Annotated in this window: 14 protein-coding genes and 1 other RNA gene; 9 read left to right on the top strand and 6 right to left on the bottom strand. The window is 39.7% G+C overall.

All coding sequences use genetic code 11. The features are described from left to right. Positions 1–85: 85 nt before the first annotated feature. Complete coding sequence (locus MKY06_RS17190; RefSeq protein ID WP_289916272.1) at positions 86–1666, bottom strand: histidine kinase N-terminal 7TM domain-containing diguanylate cyclase; 1581 nt, start codon at positions 1664–1666, stop codon at positions 86–88. Positions 1667–1995: 329 nt separating this feature from the next. Between MKY06_RS17190 and MKY06_RS17185 the strand changes: the two genes are divergently transcribed. The 3 genes from MKY06_RS17185 to MKY06_RS17175 all read left to right on the top strand — a co-directional run bounded on the left by MKY06_RS17185 (position 1996) and on the right by MKY06_RS17175 (position 6443). Beyond that, positions 1996–2847, top strand: coding sequence for a PRD domain-containing protein (locus MKY06_RS17185; RefSeq protein WP_029323116.1), 852 nt, complete (start codon positions 1996–1998; stop codon positions 2845–2847). Positions 2848–2966: 119 nt separating this feature from the next. Then, positions 2967–4907 carry a beta-glucoside-specific PTS transporter subunit IIABC gene (locus MKY06_RS17180; RefSeq protein ID WP_098399613.1) on the top strand — a complete coding sequence of 647 codons (1941 nt, stop codon included), beginning with the start codon at positions 2967–2969 and terminating at the stop codon, positions 4905–4907. A gap of 42 nt (positions 4908–4949) precedes the next feature. Further along, positions 4950–6443 carry a glycoside hydrolase family 1 protein gene (locus tag MKY06_RS17175; RefSeq protein WP_098277707.1) on the top strand — a complete coding sequence of 498 codons (1494 nt, stop codon included), beginning with the start codon at positions 4950–4952 and terminating at the stop codon, positions 6441–6443. Positions 6444–6534: 91 nt separating this feature from the next. Here the strand turns inward: MKY06_RS17175 and MKY06_RS17170 are convergent, their stop codons facing one another. Then, the gene (locus MKY06_RS17170; RefSeq protein ID WP_098277706.1) at positions 6535–7353 is read right to left on the bottom strand and encodes a histidinol-phosphatase; all 819 of its coding nucleotides are present in this window, start codon (positions 7351–7353) and stop codon (positions 6535–6537) included. A gap of 247 nt (positions 7354–7600) precedes the next feature. Between MKY06_RS17170 and rnpB the strand changes: the two genes are divergently transcribed. Further along, positions 7601–7990: RNase P RNA component class B (rnpB, locus tag MKY06_RS17165), an RNA gene on the top strand. Positions 7991–8214: 224 nt separating this feature from the next. Further along, positions 8215–8604: a VOC family protein gene (locus MKY06_RS17160; protein WP_098277705.1), complete on the top strand. Its 390-nt coding sequence runs from the start codon at positions 8215–8217 to the stop codon at positions 8602–8604. Between the two features lie 125 nt (positions 8605–8729). On the opposite strand, the gene MKY06_RS17155 is transcribed toward MKY06_RS17160, so the two are convergent. Then, positions 8730–9947: an MFS transporter gene (locus MKY06_RS17155; protein WP_098277704.1), complete on the bottom strand. Its 1218-nt coding sequence runs from the start codon at positions 9945–9947 to the stop codon at positions 8730–8732. Between the two features lie 252 nt (positions 9948–10199). Between MKY06_RS17155 and MKY06_RS17150 the strand changes: the two genes are divergently transcribed. Beyond that, entirely contained in the window at positions 10200–11084 is an 885-nt protein-coding gene (locus MKY06_RS17150) for a LysR family transcriptional regulator (protein WP_029323104.1), read from the top strand. A gap of 32 nt (positions 11085–11116) precedes the next feature. Here the strand turns inward: MKY06_RS17150 and MKY06_RS17145 are convergent, their stop codons facing one another. Then, a complete protein-coding gene (locus MKY06_RS17145; RefSeq protein ID WP_029323102.1) occupies positions 11117–11656 on the bottom strand; it encodes a MerR family transcriptional regulator in 540 nt (179 codons plus the stop codon). A 350-nt stretch (positions 11657–12006) separates the two neighbouring features. Between MKY06_RS17145 and MKY06_RS17140 the strand changes: the two genes are divergently transcribed. Further along, positions 12007–12321: an MGMT family protein gene (locus MKY06_RS17140; RefSeq protein WP_029323100.1), complete on the top strand. Its 315-nt coding sequence runs from the start codon at positions 12007–12009 to the stop codon at positions 12319–12321. Positions 12322–12363: 42 nt separating this feature from the next. Here MKY06_RS17140 and MKY06_RS17135 read toward each other — a convergent pair whose 3' ends face one another. Together MKY06_RS17135 and MKY06_RS17130 are read right to left on the bottom strand one after the other, a co-directional pair. Beyond that, positions 12364–12531: a hypothetical protein gene (locus tag MKY06_RS17135; RefSeq protein ID WP_170960215.1), complete on the bottom strand. Its 168-nt coding sequence runs from the start codon at positions 12529–12531 to the stop codon at positions 12364–12366. A 106-nt stretch (positions 12532–12637) separates the two neighbouring features. Beyond that, complete coding sequence (locus MKY06_RS17130; protein ID WP_064471895.1) at positions 12638–13255, bottom strand: LysE family translocator; 618 nt, start codon at positions 13253–13255, stop codon at positions 12638–12640. A gap of 137 nt (positions 13256–13392) precedes the next feature. On the opposite strand from MKY06_RS17130, the gene MKY06_RS17125 reads away from it, so the two are divergent. Continuing rightward, positions 13393–13938 carry a cupin domain-containing protein gene (locus MKY06_RS17125; protein WP_029323096.1) on the top strand — a complete coding sequence of 182 codons (546 nt, stop codon included), beginning with the start codon at positions 13393–13395 and terminating at the stop codon, positions 13936–13938. Between the two features lie 170 nt (positions 13939–14108). Further along, entirely contained in the window at positions 14109–15041 is a 933-nt protein-coding gene (gene bla / locus MKY06_RS17120) for a class A beta-lactamase (RefSeq protein WP_289916243.1), read from the top strand. Positions 15042–15059: the final 18 nt, after the last annotated feature.

The following is a 15059-nucleotide window of genomic DNA, read 5'->3' as shown; positions in this document are numbered from 1 at the left end:
ATAGATAAAATCAAGTCTTTTAACACTTTCACTTGATAAATGAAAGAATAGTAGTCAAAAGCAAAAAGAACCGAAACAGTGCTGTTTAGGTTCTTTTTAGGATTTCTTTTATCTCTTTATATATACGTACTTGGTTGCGTCCATGTTGTTTGGCAGCGTACAGGGCGATATCTGCTTTATTCAACAGCTCATCTAACGTTTCATTTTCTTGTTTTTCCGCTTGTGCTACTCCAAGACTTAGCGTAATAGAAATGGTTTCTTCATTAATCAGTAAGGGCTGAGTCTCGACGTGACGGCGAATTTGGTCAGCCAGCGTTTCGCCTTCGGATAAAGTATAGCCCTTTAGCGCGAGTACAAATTCTTCACCGCCGTACCGAGCAAAAAGGGCTCCTTGCGGTAATACGGACTGGCAGGCTTTTACGACATGTACAAGCACCTGATCGCCGGTATAATGACCATACGTATCGTTCACTTTTTTAAAATAATCTATATCAAGTAAAAGAAGCGTAAAAGAAGATGCGGGCTTTTTTGCTTCATCGAATGCTTGCTTGCTGTGCTGAAAAAATGCCCTGCGATTATAAATTTGCGTCAGCTCATCGTAATAAGCTTGATTTTCAAGCTTTAGCTGAAGTCTTTTTAGCTCTGTGATATCCGTAAAAATAAGCAGCAAGCCGTGACTGTTGTTGGCATACTGCAAAGGAGAGGTGCGAACTTGATACGTATACTGAGATTGATCCCCAGAAAAAAGCTGCAGCTCTTGACTGCTGTTTTTATTTTCTAATGTAAAAGGAAATGAATTGCCCGATAGCGTGAACCAAATATCAGCAAAACGTTTTCCAAACATCGCTTTTTTCAGCTGCGGAAACATGTTCTTCGACGCTAAGTTAAATTCAATTAATCTGTAAGCTTCATCAAGCACGATAACACCGTCATTGATGCTGTTAAATATCGCATCTTTCGCAACTGGCATGACTGTAAACATACGCGATGAGTTAATGGACCATAAATATAAAAAAGAAGAAATCCATAAAACCATGGGAACTGGATCAATTCCCTGCGGCGTAAAGCCCATTAAATAGACAAAAGCTGTGACGATAGGGACTAATTGCCCGACCATTAATGCAATTAACTGCAGGCGGTAAGCTTTAGCTGTTTCTTTCCAGCGGTAAACGGCGAGCAAAAAAGCAACAAACATAGACGAAAAGATGAACATTCCATGAATCATGTACCAGGTCCCAATTTCTTGATGAATGTAAGGAGCACCTAAAACTGGGTCAATTTCAAACACTCGGTAATGAAGGTGATGCCAGTCATTTGTTGCGACCATGATCAAACTAATAAAAGGAATGATAAAAAGGGCAAAAATATGTTTTTTCCTTACTTTTATGCCGACATACTGCATAACAAACAGCAGTCCTGCAGGGGGCGAAAAAGGTATGCCCACGTATTGAATGACGGTCCAGAACTTCATTTCCTCAAGGTTAACGGATAGCAAGCTAAATGCCGCACCCATACAATAAATAGTGGTGAAACCTGTATGAAGAATAAATAAATGCGCAATGTTAGCGTAGTGGTGACGCTTAATAAATACGTAAAAACATAAGTATAGATTAAGAACACCGGACGTGCAGATAAGCGTTATATAAGCTGTTAAATCTAAATTCACAATTGTATCCCTCATTAAGAAAGCATTTTTAGTTAAATGTAGCACAGTTGAAATAAAATGTGGATGTTTTATGTAGGAAATGAGCAGTGCCGGAGATAGTAGAGGGATACCTCGTTTATAAGCAGCTTCTTTATGAGAATAGTAGATTGTTAAAAATTCAGCATTTTATGTATTGACATCGCTTTCATAGTGGAATATAATTTCAGTAATAACTTAAAACTGGATTGTTACTGATTCGATCAGGCATTACCTGTGTTAAAAATACGTGAGGTGTTCATGTGTTTTTAAGATGGGATTTTTACGTTTGTTCTGATGTGGGGGAAGCATCTATGAAATTTGTTAAAGTATTTAATAATAACGTAGCATTGGTCAAAGACTCCTCTAATGTAGAATGGGTCATCATGGGAACAGGCGTCGGTTTCCAAAAGAAAAAAGGTGATCCAGTTGATAAGGCTGTCATTCGACGAAAGTTTGTGGCGGAGTCGTCCAATATTCGTAGACCGCTGGCTCAAATTCTAGAGAGCATCAAACCAGAAATTCTCGAGGTTTCTGTAGAGTTAATCAAGCAAGCAGAAAGAGAAATAGGTGAGCCTTTTCGCACCAATATTCATTTGACTCTTGCGGATCACTTAAATTTTGCGATTGAACGAAGCCATAATGGCCTTGAATACGCGCAGCCAAGCCGCTGGGAAGTCAAGAAGCTTTATCCGAAAGAGTATAATGCTGCGGTTAACGCGATTCGACTAGTGTATGACCGGCTTGATGTGCTGCTTCCTAAAAGTGAAGAAACGTTTCTCACCTATCATTTTGTAAACGCACAGAATGTACAAGCAAAAGTGGAAGAAACGATGAAGATGACTGAAGTGATTAATCGAATTATCGATGTTGTTCAATATCATTTTCAGCTCAAACTTGACGAAGAATCCATGAACTATTCTCGCTTTGTCACGCATCTACGATTTTTTGTTTTACGTCAGCTGGATCAGAACCCACATGTTTCTCCGGAAGTTGATGCTACGCTGCTGGATGTCGTAAAAACAAAGTATGAAAAAGCATATAAAGCTGTTGAAAAAGTGGCTAATTTACTTCATAAACAGCATGGTTGGTCTTTAACTTCAGATGAAAAGCTTTACTTAACGCTACACATTTGGCGAGTGACGAATCTAGTAGAAACTGAATAATCGTTCTTCATTGGAGGATTGTTACTGACTTGATCAGGCATTACCCAAGCAGACATTTGCATGTATCAAACATGCGGTGATCTGTTTGGGTTTTTTTATTGAAAAAAGGAGGGATATAAATGACTTCACATAAAGAAACGGCTAAACAAGTAGTAGATAAAATCGGTGGAGCACAAAATGTTAATCAGGCTTGGCACTGCGTGACGAGACTTCGCTTTAATCTCCATGACAAGAATAAGGTGCAGGTGGAGGAAATTAAGCAAATAAAAGGGGTGATGGGCGCTCAATTTTCCGGTGATCAGTTTCAAGTCATTATTGGAAACAGAGTCGCTGAAGTCTTTGAAGAAGTTGAACCATTGCTGGGCAGTGGAAGAGCTACCGAGGATAAAAGCAGCCAAAAACAAGGCGTTGTTTCACTTCTAATGGATAGTATTTCAGGAATTTTTACTCCTATCTTACCAGCCCTTATTGGTGCGGGTATGCTAAAAGCTTTTGTCGCTTTATTTGCTACGCTAGGATGGCTGAGCATAGAAAGTGATACGTACGCAGTGCTGAATGCAATTGGGGACGGAGTCTTTTACTTTCTGCCATTTTTCTTAGCTGTTTCAGCAGCTCGCAAGTTTAAAACAAATGAATACTTAGCGCTTGCTTTAGCAGCTGCCATGCTGTATCCGACCTTTGTAGATGCAGCGAGAGGCATTACGAAAATAAAAGAATTTACGTTATTTGGAATCGATTTTATATCCATTCCAGTGGTTAACTATACGTCTAGTGTAATACCGATTATTTTAGGTGTACTTCTATTAAAATATATATACAAATTTGTTCGTTCATGGATGCCGGCTACCGTTACGGTCATGTTTTCACCACTGCTTGCACTTCTAATCGCCGCACCTATTACGTTATGGTTAATCGGTCCGCTTGGAACGTATATGGGAGACGGATTAGCAAGTATGTTCTCATGGATGTTTGAAACAGCAGGTCCGCTGGCAGGTCTTTTACTAGCAGGTCTTATGCCTCTTATTATCATGACCGGTATGCACTATGCAATAGCTCCTATTGCGATTCAAAATCTAAAAGTATATGGATTTGACAATGTTTTGATGCCGATGATGTATATCAGCAACCTTGCTCAAGGAGGAGCCGCTTTTGGAGTAGCGTTGAAGACAAAAAATAAAGATTTAAAACAAGTTGCGTTTTCATCAGCTATTTCAGCTGTTATCGGAATTACAGAGCCTGCCATGTACGGGGTAAACATGAAGTTGAAAAAACCTTTTTATTACGCTATTGCCTCTAGCGCACTGCTCGGTGGCTTTGCTGGATGGTATGGGTTTAAAGCTTTTACATTAGGAGGATTAGTCGGAATCTTTGCTATTCCTACGTTTGCAGATCCAAGCGGGGCAGCAGGCAATTTGATTGTCGCAGTAGCGCTGCTGGCAGGGGCCGTTATTTTACCAGCCGTCTTGGTCCTTACTCTTGGGTTTAAAGATATTGCTTCAGAAGAACCAGAAAAAAATACAATAAAACTTGAAGAACATCCTGTCAAGGAAGAAGCGCCACTGCAAAATGTTTCTCTAGCAGTAGAGGAGAAAAAAAGTGGTAAAACAAAAAGCGTCTTCTCTCCGTTACACGGAGAACTTGTACCGCTGCATCAAGTGTCAGATCCAACATTTGCTCAAGAAATTATGGGTAAAGGAATTGCGATTAAACCTAGTGAAAACCGCGTAGTCTCGCCTATCGCTGGAACGATTATGGTGTTGCCTGATTCTCAACACGCAATTGGCATTAAAGGAGAAGACGGAGAGGAAATTTTAATTCATATTGGAATTGATACCGTTTCTTTAAAAGGAGAGCACTTTAAGGCGCTGGTGAAAGAAAAAGATCATGTAAATGCAGGGCAGCCGCTAGTTGAATTTGACCGACATGCGATTGCAGAAGCTGGATTTGAAACTGTTACGATGGTTATTGTCACAAACACCGCAGAGTATTTAGATGTGCTGTCTGTCAATGAAATAGGTCTAATTTTTGAAGGGGAACAGCTACTTTCTGTAGTAAAATAAATGCTATTTTTAATAAAAATATGAGAAAAGGACGTGGGGACTATGTTAACAAATGATACTGTATTTAAAAAGGGATTTTTATGGGGAGGAGCAACAGCTGCTAACCAAATTGAAGGAGCTTATGACGTTGATGGAAAAGGGCTGTCTACTGCAGATATGATCCGATTTGTCCCAAAAGACGAACGAACTGGTTATTCGATGGATGTAAAAGCAGATTATATTGAAGATGTGCTTAACAACAAAGTAAACGATCGTTTTCCAAAGCGTACGGCTATCGACTTTTATCATCGCTATAAAGAAGATATCGCATTATTCGCGGAAATGGGGTTTAAAACTCTTCGCATTTCGATCAACTGGGCGAGAATTTTCCCTAATGGAGATGATGTGAAGCCAAACGAAGCAGGGTTGCAATTTTACGATAACCTATTTGATGAAATGTTAAAGTACGGAATTGAGCCGTTAGTGACGCTTTCGCATTATGAAACGCCGCTGGAGCTTACGCGTAAATACAACGGCTGGTACAGCCGCAAGCTAATTGGCTTTTATACACGCTACGCAGAAACGGTATTTACACGCTATAAAAACAAAGTGAAATACTGGCTGACGTTTAATGAAATCAATGTGATTACCCATAGTCCTTATACAGGCGGCGGTATTTTAGTTGAAAACGTTCCAAATCAGTCAGCAGAACAAATTGCGTATCAAGGAGCGCATCATCAGTTTGTTGCGAGTGCACTTGCCACTAAGCTAGCTCACGAGATTATTCCTGATGTAAAAGTAGGGTGTATGCTTGCGCGTATGACAACGTATCCTGTGACGAATCATCCGGACGATATTTTACTAGCACAGCATAAAAATGACTTGAACTTATTTTTTACAGATGTTCAAGTGCGCGGAGAATATCCAAAGGTAATGGAGCGTTACTTTAAAGAGAACAACATTCAAATCGTAAAAGAAGTAGGGGACGATGAAATTATCAAACAATATCCCGTTGACTTTATTTCATTTAGCTACTATATGTCTCTTTCTGTCACAACTCAAAGTGAAGAAGAAAATGTCCTAGGAAATATGATTGCGGGAAGTGTAAAAAATCCTCACCTTCAAACGTCCGATTGGGGATGGCAAATCGATCCGAAAGGGCTTCGCTATACGTTACAAGATTTTCATAACCGTTACGGCAAACCGCTGTTTATTGTTGAAAATGGGTTAGGAGCTCATGACAAAGTAGAAGAAGACGGCTCGATTCATGATCCGTATCGTGTAGATTACTTAAGACAGCATATTGAGCAAATGAAAGAAGCCGTCAAAGATGGTGTAGACTTAATGGGCTATACAGCGTGGGGACCTATTGATTTAATCAGTGTGTCAACAAACGAAATGTCAAAACGATACGGCTTTATTTACGTAGATCAAGACGATGAAGGAAATGGTACGCTTGAACGATCTAAAAAAGATTCCTTTTACTGGTATAAACAAGTGATTCAGACAAATGGAGAAGATTTATCTTCATCTCCAAAAGTCAAAGTTTCTCAGTAAAAAACACATGCCTGAAAACACGAGATGTTCCTTAATCTGCGTGTTTTCAGGCATATTTTAATTGGTGCACAGCCTATTTAAGTTCATCGTTTTACAAAGATGCCACCTGCATTTTTTTCTGTCTGAAAAAGACCCAATCTTTAAAACCTATTTCTTTAAGGCGCTTTTTTACTAGTTCAAAGTCGTCTCCAATGCGCTTCGGGTCATGGGCATCGGAACCAAATGTAATGCGTACCCCGTAGCGCAGAGCTCTTTCCAAAATGTCGTCTGCAGGATACCAGCCTCCGCAGTCTTTGGTTTTGCCTGATGTATTCACTTCTATGGCAATATCATGTGCTGAAATCACTTTTAGCGTCTGATCAATGACAGCCGTCTCGATAGAAGAAAAAGAAGGGTAGAATCCTTTCATGGCATCAATATGGCCAAGAATCTGAAACATTCTGCTCCGGGCGGATTCTTCGATTAATTGATAATACGTTTCTTTCGTGCGCTGCTTTTCTTGCTGAGAAAGACCTTCCCAGCGCCTTTTATGAAAGATGCTGACTTCATCAACTTGATGGACAGAGCCGATTATGTAGTCAAACGGATATTTTTCATAGTAGCTACGATATATCTCCGCATGCTGGGGAAAGAAATCAGACTCTACGCCTAACAGTACTTCAATTTTTTCTTTATATTCTTCTTTTAGTTTCAAAATCTCAGCTACATATCCGGAGAATGCGCTTTTTCCCATAGCAATGTGAGGATACGGCTGGTCTTCTTCGCTCGCAAAATAAGGAGAATGATCCGAAATCCCAATGATATCAAGGCCTTTATCAATAGATGCCTCTATATAATCTCGAATCGTTCCGCGAGCGTGTCCGCATCGGTCGTGATGGGTATGAAAATCAAATTTTAAATCAGCGTTCATTTTTCATCACCTCTGTTAACTTTTTATGTAGTGTATAAAATATTCTACAAAGAAACAAAGTATCCCCCGTAGAAATGGATGAAGAGAATATTTCTTGGCTTGCTGGTGAGTCATCTACTAAAAAGATTGTACAGAAAGAGGTTATTTTATTTAATTTGCTGCAAAAATTGACATGGAATCCATACCAAAAGTTACATTTGATTCGGCAAGCTAAAACGCATATACTACTCATACACGATCTGAAATAACGTTCAGGTAATCGCTGCATCATTTGATGTAGAGGAAAGTCCATGCTCGCACGGTGCTGAGATGCCCGTAGTGTTCGTGCCTAGTGAAAAAATAAGCTAGGGCAGCTTGGCTTATAGCTTAGCTGACGGCGGGAAAAACCACCTAAGTCTTTGGATATGGTCGAGTATCCCTGAAAGTGCCACAGTGACGAAGCTTTGCTGGAAACAGCAAAGGTGGAACGCGGTAAACCCCACGAGCGAGAAACCCAAACAAATGGTAGGGGAACTGTCTCAAAGGAATCTAACGGAGAGACGGACGGTTACATGCGTAATCGTAGATAGATGATTACCGCCTGAGTACGAGATTAAAATCGTTTGCAGTACAAAGGTACAAAACATGGCTTATCGAACGTTGTTGAAACAGAGACTGACTATAAAATACGTAACCCAAACAAACCAGTGAGGTTTGTTTTTTTATTTGTTCTTTTTTAAAATTATAGCGCAAATGCATTGATGGAGTGCTTGAATTTTCCTTATCGTAGCAAGAGGAATTAAGGTATATGTAAATACATATTAACTAAATTGCTGTATAGTTTACTTGTACTCACTAAACATGGGGAAAGGGAGAATATTCATGATTAAGAAAATGGAACATACAGCCATTATTGTTGGAGATATGGATGAAACGATTCACTACTACTCGGATATGTTTGGCTTTAAAGTTCGCCTTAAAGGCTCTACCGAAAAAAGAGAGATGGCTTTTTTGTATCTTGAAGAACAGCCGGGAATTGAAATTGAGCTCATTCGAGATATTAATCCGATTGGCAAGTATAACAAAAGCGGGATTGTTAACCACCTTGCATTTACGGTAGAGGATATAAATAAGGCGATTCAACATTATAAGAGCAAAGGAATTGAATTTTTATCATCGGAGCCTCAGCCAACGCTCGAAGGGGGACGTATGATTTTATTTCACGGACCTAATGATGAATTGCTGCAGTTAGTAGAACGAGTTAAACTCTAAAAAAGGTTACTTTAAGGGGTACATACAAGAAAATATGTGTTTTACGTTCTCAAAAAAGACCTTTCTTTTATGGTGATAGAAAGGTCTTTTTGATGTGTAGTTACTATGATAGATCAAGTATCTTTTTAATAATTTTCTTTAACATTGGCAGCGCGTCTTGTCTTTATTGAGCTTTTTAAAAGAAAACCAGAAAGGATAAAAGCAATTAGTAAAAAAACAATAATCATACAAATCAAGCCTTTCCAGCCAAACATTGACCAAAAGACTCCTCCTAGCGTTCCGCCTACGCTTGAACCCGTGTAATATAGAAACAAATAAAGTGAAGAAGCCTGAGCTTTATTTGTTAAAGCGCGCTGACCTACCCAGCTGCTGGCAATCGAATGGCTCCCGAAAAACCCAAACGTAAACAAGCCCAAGCCAGCTACTTTAGCAAGTAAAGCAGGATCTAACGTTAAAACGACACCAGCTAGCGTAATCGAAAGGTTGGTCATAAGTATTTTTTGTTTTCCGTAGCGGTCTACCAGCCTGCCGGTCCACATCGAACTAAACATTCCGATAATAAGAATTAAAAAGATCCAGCTGACAATCGTTTGGCTTAAGGAATAAGGGGTAGCGGTTAGTACATAACCGATATAGTTAAATAAGGCGACGTTGCTGCCTAACAGCAAAAAACCTAAGCCGTATAAACAAACTAATCCTGGATCTTTAAGATGATCAAGCAGCGATTTCCCTAGCTTTCCAACCTCTAATTTACGAGATTGAAAGTGCTGTGAAGGAGGCAGGCTAATCCAAAAGATAACGGTCGCTGCTATACTTATAATACCAATTCCTGCTATTGCACCGTGCCAGCCGAAATACTCACTAAGCGTGCCGGAGATCACTCTTCCGCCAACGGCGCCAATTGCATTGCCGCTTATGTAGAGGCCCATTGCTGAACCTAGGCTTTTTGCTTCGATTTCTTCTCCTAAATAAGCCATTGCCACTGAAGGCAGCCCGGCTAGCGTAATTCCTAGCATTGTTCGAAAAAACAATAGAACGTGAAAAGTAGGACTACATGCAGTCAATAGGCATAACACAGAAGCAGCAAGCATGGAATAGACCATAACAGGCTTTCTTCCCCATACTTCCGATAACGAACCGAAAATAAGCATACTAATAGCCAAAGCTATGGTTGTAACGGAAAGCGATAGGCTAGAAGTCGTCGGAGAAATATGAAATTCTTTTGTGAACGCCAGCATTAAAGGCTGAGCGCAGTATAAAATCGCAAACGTATTAAACCCTGCTGCAAAAAATGCAAAGCTCGTTTTGCGAAAAACGGGCGTTCCTTTCTTTATGTAACTCATAGAGCAACCAGCTTACGCTTTCTCAGATGTACGATACGTTTCATAACAAATCCTTCTTTCTGCTAGAAAATGATGATCATAAAATTTTGTAGGAGCTGTATACAGCAGTCGTTAAAAGAAACTAAAAACATCCTCGAGTATGTTTCCATTTTTTATCGTAACACCAGCTATTTATAATGTATAATTCATTATAATCATATTTTTCATACATCTATGTAATGAATAGAACGGTTAATAAGGAGATGGTACAAAGTGGAGTGGCAGCAGTTTAAATACTTTCAAACGCTTGCACGTACGCAGCATATGACGCGCGCCGCAGAAGAGCTGTTAATTACGCAGCCTGCGCTCAGTCGTTCAATTGCTCGTTTTGAAGAAGAAGTAGGAGCGCCGCTATTTGACCGGCAAGGACGTTCCATTATATTAAATCAATATGGTAAAGTTTTTTTAAAGCGTGTAGATAACATAATGAAAGAATTTGATAAAGGACAGGAGGAAATTCAAGCGCTGCTAGATCCTGAAAAAGGGCAGGTGTCACTTGGATTTTTACATACGCTCAGCACAGATTTGATTCCAGATTTAATCGCTTCGTTTCGCAGTTTGTATCCTAAGGTGAATTTTCAGTTGAGGCAAAGCCCTTCTCACGTTCTTCTTGAGCAGCTGCAGCTGGGCGAACTAGATCTTTGTTTGATTGCGCCTATGGAAGAGAAATCGATCATCAAGTGGCAGCACCTTTGGAGTGAAGAGCTGTTTGTGATTGTGCCAAAAAATCATCGGTACGCTCGCTGTGAGAGTATCCCACTAGAAGAAATTGCTGAAGAATCATTTATTCACTTAAAAGAAGGCTTTTCTCTTCGTCTTACGTTTGAGCAGTTATTTGAAGAGACAGGGGTAAAGCCTCACATTATGTTTGAAGGAGAGGAAGCTGATACCGTAGCGGGACTTGTAGGAGCCGGCTTAGGAATTTCTATCCTTCCAGATTTACACGGAATAGATCAAAGTAAAATAGTGAAAATCCCATTAGCTAAAGCCAATTGCCACCGAGTAATTGGACTAGCTTGGATTGAAGGAAGATATCTATCACCGGCTGTTAAACAGTTTAGAAACTTTGTTTTACATAAATTCCATGAGCAGAAATAAAGGTGTTTCGTAGCCTAGACTTGTTTACAAACTCAGTCCTTTTTTCTTTTAAATAACCTTTTTAAAATCGATCTCTTTTTACCTACTACGCTGCTTTCTTTTGAAGCTTCTACTAATTCTGAAATGGCCTGCTGTTCACGCAAGCTTTTACGCAAAGATTGAATAAGCTGCTTATCTTTTTCCTGAAGAATTTGTTTTGTATCAGGCTCTTGTTGGGGTGAAGGCTGTACCGGCTGTTCGGGAGGTGTCGGCTGCTGGTCAGCTGCTTCTGCTGTGTTCTCTGTGTTCTCTTTGTCTTCGGCTTCTTCTAGAGACACGGCAGCTTGATCCTCGCTTGTAGTTAAAGAGAATTCTTTTTGCAGCGCTTCATTGATTTCTTCTGCTTGACAGCCCTCATCATAAAGCTGCTTAATTTTCAGTAAAACGGTCGCAGCCGCAGCTTCATATTGTTTTGGTCGATGATCCTCTTTTTGTATAAAGAAATATTGGAATTTATCTATATATCTTCTAATCGTTGAAGTAGGAATACTCGTTTCTTCAGATAACTCTTTTACACTAAGCCATTTTGTCATTTTCTCACCACTTTTTAAATGATTACTTATTCGTCAGCATCAATTTGAAATTGTACTAGTATCTACTGTTTATCTTATCATGTAACGCTTCTACGTACCTTGCTGTGTTGGTTTCTGTAACGTTTTTATAATCACAGTGTCATAAATGAGGTATAAGCTGCCACTCGCACAAAGATTTGTTAGTTGAAGAATAGGAAATAATCAGTAAGCATTTGTTTGGAGTATGTTGAACAATGATGAGCGTACTTCTTATTATTATCTTATAATGTTGCTGAAGAAAAATCGAGTGATTACTTCACTGTTTAATGATTATGGTAATGTTGTACTAAAGAATAAAAAGGAGGGGCAGCATGAGTTTTACAGAACGAGCAGTAGCACTTATTAAACAAATACCATCCGGGAAAGTAATGACATACGGACAAATTGCCGGCCTGGCTGGTAGTCCGCGAGGTGCAAGGCAAGTTGTACGAGTACTGCATTCGATGAGTAAGAAACATAATCTCCCCTGGCACAGAGTCATTAATTCTAAAGGAGAAATTGGGTTTAAAGACGAAGAAATGTACGTTGTTCAAAAACTTTCACTTGAAGCGGAAGGAATACTCGTTTCTTCAGATGGAAAGCTTGATCTTAAAGTCTATCTCTATGAACCTGACGAGCATAAATGACAAAACAGATTGAGACAGAACGAAACCAATTCCATCTAAAGGCTAACAAATGAGATAAAGGAGCTGAACCGCTTGTGACACCGCTATTAAATTCCGTGCAAGACTTCGCTTTCCGCGGGCGGTCGGTGAGCCTCCTCGTCGCTTGTGCTCCTGCGGGGTCTCACCATTTCCGCTTTTCCCGCAGGAGTCTTCGTCTTGCCCTCCAATCAATAGCTAGAAGCACTTACATTTACCCTGCCAATGAAAAATCCGAACGAGTTTGATTCTCCATCAAAAATCAAACTCGTTCGGAACTTCCTTCAACTAACATATTTTCTTATTTATGTTTTTCAAAAGCCAGCTTTAATCCAAACCCGATTAAAACGACTCCTGTTGCTTTATCCATAAAACGCTGAACGCTAGGTGTTGTGAGCCATTTTCGTAAGTAGTTAATAAAAAAGACGAATACGAAAAACCACGTGATAGCAAGGATCGTATACGTTATTCCCATAAGAAGAAGTTGAAGCGTTACATTTTGATCACTTTGAACAAATTGAGGTAAAAAAGTTAAGAAAAACACCGCCACTTTTGGATTAAGGACGTTTGAGACAAGACCTTGACGAAAAGCGGATGTTTCTTTTGACTTCTCCTCTTTTATAGGAGAAACTGTATCGCTTTTTTTAGAAAATAAAGAAGAGATCCCTAAGTACATTAAGTACAGGGCTCCTGCGTATTTTACCACTTCAAAAGCCAGAGCTGACTGAAGAAGAAGAGCAGATAAACCAAACGCGGCGGCGAGTGTATGAACTAAAGAGCCGCTCGCTAAGCCTAATGCCATTTTATAGCCGCCCGTTTGCCCATCTGCCATCGTTCGTTTGGTGATAAGAGCCGTATCAATACCGGGACTCATAATAACAAACAATGTAAGAACTAAAAAGGTCAAGATGTCATTCATTTTTTTCTTCCTCCTTGCTGTGATAAAATACAACTACATTTTATTTATTAAATATAATTTAACATATTTCACTAGGTTTATTAAGTCTAATTTAATAAAATTAAATATAATTAAACATCTTTTACGGAGGAATCATCATGGAAAACATAGATATTGGAAAAAAAGTAGAGAAATTTCGAAAAGCAAAGGGGCTAAGCAGTCGAGAATTAGCCAAATTAGCGGAGATTACGCCGTCTATGTTAAGTCAAATTGAACGGGGATTAGCTAATCCGTCCATTTCAACGCTTAAAATTTTAGCTAAATGCCTCGATGTTCCTACTTTCAGTTTTTTACTTGAAGAAATAAACACCTCTCATTTAGTCGTACGGTCGAACGAGCGTAAAACGATGAAAGTAAAAGAGTTAACGTATTCGCTAGTATCGCCAGACTTTACGGGAAATCTAGCTACGGCGATCATGGAAGTACCGCCGATGAAGTCTTCATCAGAATCTCCTTTAGCGCATAAAGGGGAGGAAGTGGCATATGTCTTAGAAGGAAAAATTAAGGTGTATTTGGAAGAGGAAGTATACGTGCTAGAAAAAGGAGACAGCGTCAAAATCCCTTCGCATCTGAAGCACAAATGGGACAATCCGTTTGAGGAGAAAGCGGTGATTTTATTCTCAGTTACACCGCCTGTTTTTTAAAATACTTACGGTTTTTATACTGCTCATCTTCAGTGTTAGACACTTTTATTATATAAATGTGATAAAGCTATCATGTTTGTGGGGATAAACAATTGATAAAATAGCATTGTTGGTAATCTCTACCTAAGAGAATACACACTAAATATTTTTTTGAAAGGTGTTGAAGGGTAATGAAGACATGGAAAGAGATGTTTCGTACTTCAAAGCTTAAAAAAATGATGCCTGTACTCGCTCTGTCGTGCGCGGCGGCTGTAAGCTTTTCAAGCAGCGAGGTACATGCTGAAACGGTAAAATGTCAAAGACAAGAAACTAAGAGTGATCGAGAGTTTGCTAAGCTTGAAGAAAAATATGATGCGAATCTTGGCGTTTTTGCATTAGATACGGGTACCAATAAAACGGTAACGTATCATCCGGATGAGCGTTTTGCTTATGCGTCTACTCATAAAGCTCTTGCTGTCGGTGCACTTTTAGAGCAGAAGTCAATCGAAGATCTCAATGAACGAATCTTTTATACGCGCGATGACCTTGTAAACTATAATCCCATTACAAAAAAACACGTGGATACAGGCATGACTCTTCGAGAACTCGCGGATGCATCGCTTCGCTACAGCGACAATACGGCAGGGAACTTAATTCTGCAGCAGCTGGGCGGACCGGATGGATTTAAAGAAGCTTTAGAAAAAATAGGAGACGATGTGACGCTGCCTGAGCGGTTTGAGCCGGATTTAAATGAAGTGAATCCAGGAGAAACCCACGATACAAGTACAGCAAGAGCGCTCGCTACAAGTCTTCAAAAATATGTACTTGGACAGGCACTTCCTGAAGACAAACGTGAACTTTTAACGGATTGGATGAAGCGAAACACAACAGGGGATGCGTTAATACGAGCGGGCGTGCCGAAAAGCTGGGAAGTAGCCGATAAGACAGGCGCAGGCTCATACGCGACGCGAAATGATATCGCCATCCTTTGGCCGCCAAAAGGAGATCCAATTGTTCTTGCGATCCTTTCCAATCGTACGGAAAAAGATGCGGAGTATAATGATAAACTAATTGCAGAAGCGGCTAAACAAGCGGTGAAGACTCTTAAAGTTACTCGCAAATAAAATTGGATAATAGTAGTT

Origin of the sequence: Priestia sp. FSL P4-0332, assembly GCF_038005845.1 — a bacterium.
GTDB lineage: Bacteria > Bacillota > Bacilli > Bacillales > Bacillaceae_H > Priestia.
The sequence above is the reverse complement of the archived record's forward strand: the minus strand, read 5'-3'. Positions and strand labels throughout refer to the sequence as shown.